This window comes from Streptomyces niveus (assembly GCF_001723055.1).
In the GTDB taxonomy this organism is placed as follows: Bacteria; Actinomycetota; Actinomycetes; order Streptomycetales; family Streptomycetaceae; genus Streptomyces; species Streptomyces niveus.
In genome coordinates, this window is the sequence record NZ_MDCR01000288.1 from 1 (window position 1) to 10,650 (window position 10,650).

Consider the following 10,650-nt stretch of genomic DNA (forward strand, 5'->3'; position numbering starts at 1 on the left):
GATGCCCTCCGGGTCGAGCCCGTTCACCGGCTCGTCGAAGAGCAGCACCTGCGGGTCGCCGAGCAGCGCCGAGGCGATGCCGAGCCGCTGGCCCATACCGAGGGAGAACCCGTTGGAGCGGCGCCGTGCCACGTCCTGGAGGCCCACCACGCCCAGTACCTCGTCCACGCGGGCCGCCGGGATGCCGGAGAGCTGCGCGAGCGACAGCAGATGGTTGCGCGCGCTGCGCCCGCCGTGCACCGCCTTCGCGTCGAGCAGCGCGCCGACCTGGCGGGGCGCGTTGGGAAGCTGCCGGAACGGATGCCCGCCCACGGTCACATGGCCGGCGGTCGGCTGGTCGAGGCCGAGGATCATCCGCATGGTCGTCGACTTGCCGGAACCGTTGGGGCCCAGGAAGCCAGTGACGGTACCGGGCCTTACCTGGAAGGAAAGGTTGTACACGGCCGTCTTGGCGCCGTAGCGCTTCGTCAGGCCGACTGCCTCGATCATTCTCCAGCCCCATCGACAGTTCAGTCAGGTGGTCGGGGCAGTGGCCGCTCCGGGCCGAAGGCCCCCGTAAGAGTTAGGAGGATATCCGGGCCTTGACGGTTCCGGCCAAGTCGTTGCGACGGAGCGGCGGCGACGCGATCTCGGCGACCGGGCCTCAGGCGTCGCGCTTCTTCAGTACGAGATAGCCGCCGACCAGCGCCGCGACGACCCACAGCGCCATGATCCCCATGCCTTCCCAGGGGGTGTACGGAGGCTTCTCCGAGTTCAGGGCGTTGGGAACCACCTGCATGATCTTGGAGCCCGCCTGGTCCGGGAAGTACTTGGCGACCTGCTTCGCCTTCGGTACGGAGGCGAGGATCTGCGAGACGAGGAAGAAGAACGGCATCAGGATGCCGAGCGACAGCATCGAGCTGCGCAGCATCGTCGCGACACCCATCGAGAACAGCGCGATCAGACCCATGTACAGACCGCTGCCGATGACCGCGCGCAGCACGTTCGGCTCACCGATGCTCGTCCCGTGGTCGCCGAGCGCCGCCTGGCCGAGGAAGAACGTGACGAAGCCCGTGACGAGCCCGACCACCAGGGCGAGCGCCCCGGCGACGAAGATCTTGCTGAAGAGGAACGTGGCCCGCTGCGGTACGGCGGCGAGCGAGGTGCGGATCATGCCCGAGCTGTACTCCGAGCCGACCACGAGCACACCGAACACCACCATCGCCAGCTGGCCGAGAATCATCCCGGAGAAGCTCACGAAGGTCGGGTCGAAGGTCACACGCTCGGCGTCCGACAGATCGTCGAACGTCGACTTGAACAGCAGCGACAGGCCGAAGCCCATGGCCACGGTCACGAGGAACGCGACGGCGAGGGTCCAGATCGTGGAGGAGACCGTACGGATCTTGGTCCACTCCGACTGGAGGACCGCTGGTACCGATGCCATGGGTCAGGCTCCCTTGCCCTGGTTGTCGTGCTGTCCCCACTGCGGACCCGGGGCCGTGTGGGCCGCCGGGCCCACGCCGCCGGCGCCGCCGGAATGGGCGTGGTACTCGACCGACTCGGCCGTCATCTGCATGAACGCCTCTTCCAGCGAAGCGCGTTGGGAGCTGAGCTCGTGCAGGGTGAGCTGGTTGCGGGCGGCCAGCTCGCCGATCTCCTCGGCGGTGGAGCCGTCGATCTCCAGCGCGCCGTCGGCCGCCTCCACGACGGACAGCCCGCCGGCGTGCAGCGCGTCGCGCATCTGCTCGCGCTGCGGGGAGCGGAGCCGTACGAAACTGCGCGAGTTCTCCTGGATGAAGTCGGCCATCGAGGTGTTCGCCAGGAGCTTGCCCTGGCCGATCACGATCAAGTGGTCGGCGGTCAGGGCCATTTCACTCATCAGATGCGAGGAGACGAAGATCGTCCGGCCCTGGGCGGCGAGCGCCTTCATCAGATTGCGGATCCAGTGGATGCCTTCGGGGTCCAGCCCGTTGACCGGCTCGTCGAACATCAGGATCTCGGGATCACCGAGCAGCGCCGCGGCGATTCCCAGCCGCTGGCCCATGCCCAGCGAGAAGCCCTTCGACTTCTGCTTGGCCACCGCCGTCAGACCGACGGTGTCGAGAACCTCGCTGACCCGGCTCACCGGGATGCGGTTGCTCTGCGCCAGACACAGCAGGTTGTTGTACGCGCTGCGCCCGCCGTGCATGGCCTTCGCGTCGAGCAGCGCGCCGATGTACTTCACCGGCTCCGACAGCTCCCGGTAGTGCTTCCCGTCGATGCGGACCGACCCGCCGGACGGGATGTCCAGATCGAGCATCATCCGCATGGTCGTCGACTTACCGGCTCCGTTGGGGCCCAGAAAACCCGTTACCACGCCCGGTCGGACCTGGAAGGAGAGATGGTCGACCGCGATTTTCTTCCCGAAACGTTTGGTGAGCCCTTCGACCTCGATCATGCCGACAACCTATGGGCGCGCAAAGCCCCCCGCCACTCCACTGGCGGGGGGCTTGCACGATCGTTACTTACGGAACGGATCCGTCTATCAGCCGTACATCGGCCGTCCAGCTGACAAGCGGTCCTAGCGGGACTGCTGCGCCGGGACGCCGCGGGAGATCGGCTCGTCCTCGGCCGGCGAACCCGCCGCGGCGACGGCCGCACCGGTCAGCGTGGCCAGCATCTCGCGGACGTTGGTCAGCTGGGCGTTGATCGAGTCGCGGCGGTTGGTGAGCGCCGCCAGCTCGCGCTCCGATTCGCTGCGGATCCGGTCGGCCTTGGCGTTCGCGTCGGCCACGATGTCCTCGGCCTGGCGCTGCGCGGTCTCCACCGTCTGACGGGCGCGACGCTCCGCGTCCGTACGGAGCTTCTCCGCCTCCAGGCGCAGCTGCTCGGCGCGGTGCTCGATCTCCGCCAGGCGCTTCTCGGCCTTCGCCTGACGCGAGGCCAGGTCACGCTCGGACTGCTCACGCCGCTTGGCGAGGTTCGTCTCGAAGTCCGCGGCGGCCTGGGCGGCCTTGGCGCGGGTCTCCTCGAAGAGCGCGTCCGCCTCCTCGCGCTTCTGCTGCGCGTCCTTCTGCGCCTCGGAGCGCAGGGTCGAGGCTTCGCCCTTCGCCTTCTCGACGATACGGACGCCCTCGTCCTCGGCCTTCGCCTTGCGCTCGGCGGAGAACGCCTCGGCGTCGTTACGCACCTGCTGAGCCGCCGACTCGGCCAGCTCGCGGTGCTGTTCGGCGGCGCGACGGGCCTCTTCACGCAGGTCCTTCGCCTCCTCCTCGGCGAGGCGGAGGATCTTCTCGACGCGCGCTCCCAGGCCGGCGTACGACGGCTCCGCGTCGGTGACCTGGGCCTGTGCGTTCTGCGTTTCGAGGTGGAGCTCCTCGATGCGCTTTTCCAGTGCAGTGATCCGTGCGAGAGCGCTGTCACGGTCGGCGACGAGCTTGGTAATGCGGTCATCCACCTGACCGCGGTCGTAACCACGCCGCACGAGCTCGAAGCCGAATGGGGAGGAAGTGTCGCTCATGGGGTTCCTGTCGAATGAGACCGGTGAGGTGATAAGGGGAATCCTAGGGGCCTAAGCGGCGTGTCATCGAGCAGATGACGGTTTGATCTGGAGAATGTCCAGCCTTTTGAGTGGCTAACTGTCGGACGGCTTGCCACCCGAACGGGTAGCACCCGCCGTCGCGCCCGCCTTGACGCTACCCCCGCCGGCGCCGCCGCCCGAACCCGTCTTGCCGCTCGCGGCCGGAGTCTCGAACGATTCCAACGCCTCCAGCACGTCCTGGACACGGGAGATCTCGGCCTGGATGTCCTCGCGCCTGCGTACCAGGACGTCGAGTTCACGCCTGCCCTCCTCGACGGTGCGGGTGGCCTCCGCCTCCGCGTCGGCGCGCAACCGCTCGCCCTCGCGGGTCAGTTCGGCCTTCTTCAGCTCCGCTTCCTTCAGCAGCGCCTCGGCCTTCTTCACCGCCGCGATCCGGACCTTGCTCGCTTCCGAACCGGCGTCCGCCACCAGGGACTTGGCCTTCTGCTCGGCCTCCGCCTGCTGTTCGGTCGCTGCCTTGACCAGTTTGTCGACGCGTTCGCCCGCGTTCTTCATCTGTTCGGCCGTCTCGCGGCGGGCCCGCTCGTGGAGTTGGTCGATCTCGCCCTCCACGCGCACCCGCAACTCCTCGGTGCGCTCCCGGATCGCCGTGGAGTCCCGGCGGGCCCCGACGAGCAGTTCGTCGGCGTCCGTACGGGCCTTCTCCACCAGGGAGTTGCCCTCGACCGTCGCGTCCGACGTGATCCGCGCCGCCTCCGAGCGCGCGGCGCCCACCATCGCGTCGGCCTGCGCCTCGGCCTCGGTGGCGGCGCGCAGCGCCTCCTCCTGGGCCTTGTTCATGAGCTGGTCGGCCTGCTCGGCCGCGTCCGCGCGGCGCTTGGCCGCGTTCGCCCGCGCGTCGTCGAGCAGCCGGTCCGACTCCGTGATCGCCTCGCTGACGGTCCGCTCCGACATCGCCTCGGCGTCCGACCTGATCTGCGCGGCCTCCGCGCGGAGCCGTTCTGCCGCCCGCTGGGCCGAGTTGACCGTCTCGGCGGCCTCGGCGCGCATCCGCTCCGACTCGCTCGAAGCCTCGCCGATGAGCCGGTCCGCCTGCTCCGCGGCGTCGCCCCGGATGCGGTTGGCGTCGTCGCGCGCCTCCTGGCGGGCGCGCGCCGCGTCCTGCTCGGCGGCGGCCAGCGAGTCCGACGCCTCGGTCCGCAGACGCTGCGCGTAGTCGGAGCTCTCCGCGCGCAGCCGCTCCGCCTCGGCGACCGCCTCGCCGACGGTGCTCTCGGCCAGGGCCTGCGCGGCGTCCGTCTCCTCCTGCGCGCGGGCACGCAGCCGCGCCACGTCCTCCGCCGCCCGCTCGCGCTCCGCGTACGCGTCGGAGCGGACCCGGTCCGCCTCTTCCTGCGCCTGCGACCTCGTCCGGTCCGCCGCGTGCTCGGCGGCGGAGCGCAGCCCGGCGATCTCCTGCTCGGCCTGGTCGTGCAGCCCGGCGACCGCGTCCCGTACCTGCTGCGCCGTCTGCTCGGCGGCCGACACCAGCTCCGTGGCGCGGAGTTCCGCCTCCTCGACCAGCCGCGCCGCCTCGGTCTGCGCCTCGTCGACCCGCTTACGGGCCGACGCCAGCAGATCCTCGCTCTGCTCGCGGGCCCGCTCGCGCTCCTGGTCCGCCTCCGTACGGGCGGCGCTCAGCAGCTCGTCGGCCTCCCGGCGGCGGCGGCTCGCCTCCTCCTGCGCGGCGTCCAGCGCCTCGGCCGCCTCGGTGGCCACCCGCTCGGCCGCGGCGGCGGCCTCGGCGCGCAGCCGGTCCGCGCTCTCCTGTGCCTCGGACTTGGTCCGCTCGGCCTCCTGCGTGGCCTCGTCCCGCAGCCGTACGGCGGTCGACTCGCCCTCCGCGCGGGAGCGACCCGCGTCCTCGGCCGCCTCGTCCCGCAGCCGCTGGGCCTCCTGCTCGGCCTGGGCCTGGAGCGTACGCAGCCGCTCGGCGGCCTCCGTGCGCAGCCGCTCGGCCTCCTCGGCCGCCTCGCGGCGGATCCGCTCGCTCTCGGCGCGCGCGTCGGACAGCGCCGACTCCGCGCCGTTCAGGCGCTGTTCGGCCTCGGTGTGCAGCCGGGTCAGCTCGTCGGACGCCTCGTCCTTACGGGCCTCGACACCGCGCTCGGTCTCCGCGCGCAGCTCGGCCGCGGCCTGCTCGGCGGCGGCCTTCACCGCCTCGGCCTGCTCCTCGCCCTCGGCGCGCAGCCGGTCCGCCTCGGCGCGGGTGCGCTCCAGCGTCTCCTCGGCCTGCTTGCGCAGCGTCGTGGCGCGCTCGATGGCCTCCGTACGGACGCGCTCGCTGTCCGTGGACGCGGTGGCACGCATCTCGTCGGCGTCGGCGCGGGACTTCGTCAGCAGTTCCTCGGCGGTGCTGGCCGCCTCCTCGATCTGCTGGACGGCCTCACGGCGCGCCTCGCTCCGGATGCGCTCGCCCTCGGCGACGGCCTCGGAGCGCAGCGTCTCGGCCTCGCCGCGCAGCCGGCGGGCCTCCTCCTGGAGCTCGACCGTCTTGGCGCGGTACTCCTTGGTGTCGTCCTTGGCCGCGCCCTTGAGCTGGTCGGCCTGCTCGGCGGCCTCGCCGCGCAGCCGGTCCGCCTCGGCGCCGGCCTCGCGGCGGATCCGCTCGGCCTCCTCGCTCGCGGCGCGGGTGGTGGACCTGGCGTCCTCGGACGCCTTGGTGAGGACTTCCTCGGCCGAACGGGCCGCCTTGGCGAGCTGGGCGGCGGTGTCCTCGGCGGCGGCCGTACGCGCCTTCTCGGCGGCCTCGGCGACCATCTTCTCGGCCTCGGCACGGGCGTCGGCGAGCGCCTGCTCGGCCTCCGCCTTCAGCGCCTCCGACTCCTTCGTCGCCTCGCCGACGAGCCGGGCGATCTCGGACTTGGCGGTACGGGTGCGCTGCTCGTACTGGGTCTCGGCGCCGGCCAGCCGCTTGACCGCGGCCTCCTTGGCCTCGGCGACCAGCTTCTCGGCCTCGGCGCGGGACTCGCGCAGCCGCTCGTCCGCCTCCTGTATCCGCGCCTCGGCCGAGCGGCTCAGCTCGCCCGCCTGCTGGCGTGCCAGGTCGGACTCGGCCGTCGTCGTCGTACGGAGCTGCTCGGCGTGGCTGGTGGCCTCCTGCGCCTGCGTGGACGCGGCGTTGAGCAGCCGCTCGGCGTCCTTGCGGGCACGCTGCAGAATCGCCTCTGCCTCGGCGCGGGCGGTCTCGGACTCGGCGCCGAGCCGGCGGCGGGCCTCCTCGGTGACCCGGGTCGCCTCGGCGCGCGCGGCGGCCAGCGACTTCTCCGCCTCGTTGCGCGACTCGTCGAGCAGTCTGCGGGCCTGGGTCTCGGTGCGACCGCGCAGCTGCTCGGCCCAGGCGACGTTCTCGTTGACGTGCGATTCGACGGTCTGGCGGCGCTCGGCCAGCTCCTGGTCGAGCCGCTGGCGGCGCTGGACCGCCTCGGCGTGCAGCTCGGCCTGGAGCCTGGCCTGGTGCTCGGCGTGCTCCTGGAGGATGCGCTGCGTCTGGGCGCGGGCGTCGCGCAGCTCGCGCTCGGCGTCGGTGCGCAGCTGGTCGGCCTGGATCTGCGCGTTGCGCAGCATCTGCTCGGCCTGGTAGCCGAGGTCGGCGTTGTTGTCGTAGGAGGGCCGGGACGCGAGGTTGCGGCGCGCCTCGTGCAGTTTCGCGCGCAGTACTTCGACCTGGTAACCGAGGTCTTCGGCGTGCTGGACGGCCTTCTCCCGCGCGGTCTTCAGCCGATCCATCTCGGCTTCGAACCGCGAAAGGTGGTCGTCGTCAGCTCGGTGGCTCTCCTGGCGTTCGTAGCCCCGCACTGCGCGGTCCCATCCGTCCCCTGGTCGCAACTGAGCAATAGGTACCGCCCGACGGGCGAACGGCCCCCCGGGGAATGGTGACAGATCATCGGCCGAGGCGCCGCCCCGACCCGGCCCCGGCCCGGAGCGGCCCACTCTACCGGGCCGGGAATCATTCGGGTCAGTGCTCCTGAGGCTTCTCGGCGGAGGTGACGAGTTCCGTCAGGACGCCGTGACAGTCCTTGGGGTGCAGAAATGTGATGCGGGAGCCCATCGAGCCGGAGCGCGGCTCGTCGTACAGAACCCTGACACCCTTCTCGCGGACGGCCTGGGAGTCGGCGTCGACGTCGGCTGTGCCGAAGGCGATGTGGTGCACGCCCTCGCCGTTCTTGGCCAGCCACTTGCCCACGGCCGAGTCCTCGCGGACCGGTTCGAGCAGTTGAAGGTAGGAGGCCCCGCCGTCCGAGGTCTCGTTGATCTTGAGCATGGCCTCCCGCACGCCCTGCTCCTCGTTGACCTCGGTGTGGAAGACCTCGAAGCCGTAGGTGGCCCGGTAGAACTCGACGGTCGCGTCGAGATCGTGGCAGGCGATTCCGATGTGGTCGATTCGCGTCAGCATGCGCACAGTGCAGCGTGCACGGCGCGGTTACGCAACGTGCGCGCTGTCACACTCGCGGCCGGGTGACCCGGGACCTGTGCGCTCAGTACATTTGGTGAACCCTCGTTAACCCTCACTCTTCATCCTCAGGCAAAGGGGCCGCATCTCATGCCGGATTCGAACACCACCACTTCCGTCATCGTCGCGGGTGCCCGTACGCCCATGGGCAGGCTGCTCGGATCGCTGAAGTCCTTCTCCGGCGCCGACCTGGGCGGTTTCGCCATCAAGGCCGCGCTGGAGCGGGCCGGCGTGACCGGCGGGCAGGTGCAGTACGTGATCATGGGTCAGGTGCTCCAGGCCGGGGCGGGGCAGATTCCCGCGCGCCAGGCGGCCGTCAAGGCCGGTATCCCGATGAACGTCCCCGCGCTCACGATCAACAAGGTCTGTCTCTCCGGCCTCGACGCGATCGCGCTGGCCGACCAGTTGATCCGCGCGGGTGAGTTCGACATCGTCGTCGCGGGCGGCCAGGAGTCCATGACCAACGCGCCGCATCTGCTGCCGAAGTCCCGTGAGGGCTACAAGTACGGCGCGATCGAGATGCTGGACGCGATGGCGTACGACGGTCTGACCGACCCGTTCGAGTCCATCGCGATGGGCGCCTCCACGGAGAAGCACAACACCCGCCTCGCCATCGCCAGGCCCGAGCAGGACGAGGTCGCCGCCGCCTCCCACCAGCGGGCCGCCGCCGCGCAGAAGAACGGCGTCTTCCAGGCCGAGATCACCCCCGTCGAGATCCCGCAGCGCAAGGGCGACCCGGTGATCTTCGACCAGGACGAGGGCATCCGCCCCGAGACCACCCCCGAGTCCCTGGCCAAGCTGCGGCCCGCGTTCGCCAAGGACGGCACGATCACGGCGGGCTCCTCGTCGCAGATCTCCGACGGCGCGGCGGCCGTCGTGGTCATGAGCAAGGCCAAGGCGCTGGAGCTGGGCCTGGAGTGGATCGCGGAGATCGGCGCGCACGGCAATGTGGCGGGGCCGGACAACTCGCTCCAGTCGCAGCCCGCCAACGCGATCCGGCACGCCCTGACGAAGGAGGGCATCGCCGTCGAGGACCTGGATCTGATCGAGATGAACGAGGCCTTCGCCGCGGTCGCCGTCCAGTCGACCAAGGAGCTGGGTGTGTCCCCTGAAAGGGTGAACGTGAACGGCGGAGCCATCGCGCTCGGCCACCCGATCGGCATGTCCGGCGCGCGGCTGGTGCTGCACCTGGCGCTCGAACTCCAGCGGCGCGGGGGCGGCGTGGGCGCGGCGGCGCTCTGCGGCGGCGGCGGGCAGGGCGACGCGCTGATCGTCCGGGTGCCGAAGGCGTAGGCCCCCTCTTCTCAGTCCTTCAGCAACCAGGAACGGAGCGCGGTACGGATGACGGTGGACGTCCCCCAGCTGGTGACCCAGGCACGGGAGGGCCGGCCCAGAGCCGTGGCCCGGCTGATCTCGCTGGTCGAAGGGGCGTCGCCGCAACTGCGCGAGGTGATGGCCGCGTTGGCGCCGCTGGCGGGCGGCGCGTACGTCGTCGGGCTCACCGGGTCGCCCGGTGTCGGCAAGTCGACATCGACGTCCGCGCTGGTCTCCGCGTACCGGAAGGCCGGCAAGCGCGTCGGTGTCCTGGCCGTCGACCCGTCGTCCCCCTTCTCCGGGGGAGCGCTGCTGGGCGACCGGGTGCGGATGTCCGACCACGCGTCGGACCCCGGCGTCTACATCCGCTCCATGGCGACCCGCGGCCATCTCGGCGGGCTCGCCTGGGCGGCGCCGCAGGCGATCCGGGTGCTCGACGCGGCCGGCTGCGACGTGATCCTGGTGGAGACCGTCGGGGTCGGCCAGTCGGAGGTGGAGATCGCCTCGCAGGCGGACACCTCGGTGGTGCTGCTGGCGCCGGGGATGGGGGACGGCATCCAGGCGGCCAAGGCCGGGATCCTGGAGATCGGTGACATCTACGTCGTCAACAAGGCCGACCGGGACGGCGCCGACGCGACCGCCCGGGAGCTGAACCACATGCTCGGCCTCGGCGAGGCGCGCGGCGCGGGCGACTGGCGCCCGCCCATCGTCAAGACGGTGGCCGCACGCAACGAGGGCGTCGACGAGGTCGTCGACGCCCTGGAGAAGCACCGCGCGTGGCTGGAGAAGCACGACGTCCTCAACGAGCGGCGGGAGCGCCGCGCGGCCCGCGAGGTCGAGACCATCGCCGTCACGGCGCTCCGCGAGCGCATCGCGGACCTGAGCGGCGACCGGCGCCTGGGGTCGCTGGCGCGTCGGATCGTCGCGGGCGAACTGGACCCGTACGCGGCGGCGGCGCTCAAGAAGCACCCCGGCGCCGTGACATCGATCGAATCGGACGACGACGACCGCAAGGCCGGCCACTGGGAGGTGACGGTGCGCGGCGACGACGGCGCCTGGCACGCGGTGACGGTCGACATGACGACCGGCGCGGTGGCGGCGGACCGGGACGACGACCGGGGTGACGACCACGACGACGACGGCAAGGACGACGACGGTCACCACGACGACCGCGGTGGGGACGACGACGGCGACGACGACTGACGCCCCGCGTCTCACGAACCCCGTACCGCCTCCGGGACAGCCGGTGGCAGAGGACAGATCCCCCCTCCTCCGCCACCGGCCTCCGCGCGTCTAGGGCGTGTCGTTTGGATCAGGCCGGATGAGTGAGCGGGGTCTGGTGCCG

Annotated in this window: 8 protein-coding genes and 1 pseudogene; 3 read left to right on the forward strand and 6 right to left on the reverse strand. The window is 71.3% G+C overall.

Annotated features, from left to right (window positions below):
- From BHU15_RS28650 to mce, 6 genes are all read right to left on the reverse strand, one after another.
- A partial coding sequence (locus tag BHU15_RS28650) for an ABC transporter ATP-binding protein (RefSeq protein ID WP_141726899.1) occupies positions 1–489 on the reverse strand: 489 nt, incomplete at its 3' end.
- 154 nt (positions 490–643) lie between these two features.
- Positions 644–1,423, reverse strand: a complete 780-nt coding sequence (locus BHU15_RS28655; protein WP_069629823.1) for an ABC transporter permease — start codon at positions 1,421–1,423, stop codon at positions 644–646.
- A gap of 3 nt (positions 1,424–1,426) precedes the next feature.
- A complete protein-coding gene (locus BHU15_RS28660) occupies positions 1,427–2,416 on the reverse strand; it encodes an ATP-binding cassette domain-containing protein (protein ID WP_069629824.1) in 990 nt (329 codons plus the stop codon).
- Positions 2,417–2,539: 123 nt separating this feature from the next.
- Positions 2,540–3,478: a coiled-coil domain-containing protein gene (locus BHU15_RS28665; RefSeq protein ID WP_023538611.1), complete on the reverse strand. Its 939-nt coding sequence runs from the start codon at positions 3,476–3,478 to the stop codon at positions 2,540–2,542.
- Positions 3,479–3,592: 114 nt separating this feature from the next.
- Positions 3,593–7,336, reverse strand: coding sequence for a polarized growth protein Scy (gene scy, locus BHU15_RS28670; RefSeq protein WP_069629825.1), 3,744 nt, complete (start codon positions 7,334–7,336; stop codon positions 3,593–3,595).
- 160 nt (positions 7,337–7,496) lie between these two features.
- Entirely contained in the window at positions 7,497–7,934 is a 438-nt protein-coding gene (gene mce, locus BHU15_RS28675; RefSeq protein WP_069629826.1) for a methylmalonyl-CoA epimerase, read from the reverse strand.
- A 147-nt stretch (positions 7,935–8,081) separates the two neighbouring features.
- Here mce and BHU15_RS28680 point away from each other — a divergent pair, with 147 nt between their 5' ends.
- The 3 genes and pseudogenes from BHU15_RS28680 (at position 8,082) to BHU15_RS41620 (ending at position 10,508) form a co-directional block, all read left to right on the forward strand.
- Complete coding sequence (locus BHU15_RS28680; protein WP_069629827.1) at positions 8,082–9,284, forward strand: acetyl-CoA C-acetyltransferase; 1,203 nt, start codon at positions 8,082–8,084, stop codon at positions 9,282–9,284.
- A gap of 48 nt (positions 9,285–9,332) precedes the next feature.
- A pseudogene (gene meaB / locus BHU15_RS28685) lies at positions 9,333–10,259 on the forward strand (methylmalonyl Co-A mutase-associated GTPase MeaB); the annotation flags it as partial.
- Positions 10,239–10,508 (forward strand): PepSY domain-containing protein, encoded by a 270-nt coding sequence (locus BHU15_RS41620; RefSeq protein ID WP_255293240.1) that lies wholly within the window; start codon positions 10,239–10,241, stop codon positions 10,506–10,508. The pseudogene meaB and the gene BHU15_RS41620, both read left to right, overlap by 21 nt.
- Positions 10,509–10,650 lie beyond the last annotated feature (142 nt).

Bases quoted from the DNA above. Each gene is read 5' to 3' on its own strand.
- BHU15_RS28665 (WP_023538611.1), bottom strand. From the start codon at position 3,478: ATGAGCGACACTTCCTCCCCATTCGGCTTCGAGCTCGTGCGGCGTGGT.
- mce (WP_069629826.1), bottom strand. From the start codon at position 7,934: ATGCTGACGCGAATCGACCACATCGGAATCGCCTGCCACGATCTCGAC.
- BHU15_RS28660 (WP_069629824.1), bottom strand. From the start codon at position 2,416: ATGATCGAGGTCGAAGGGCTCACCAAACGTTTCGGGAAGAAAATCGCG.
- BHU15_RS28655 (WP_069629823.1), bottom strand. From the start codon at position 1,423: ATGGCATCGGTACCAGCGGTCCTCCAGTCGGAGTGGACCAAGATCCGT.
- BHU15_RS28680 (WP_069629827.1), top strand. From the start codon at position 8,082: ATGCCGGATTCGAACACCACCACTTCCGTCATCGTCGCGGGTGCCCGT.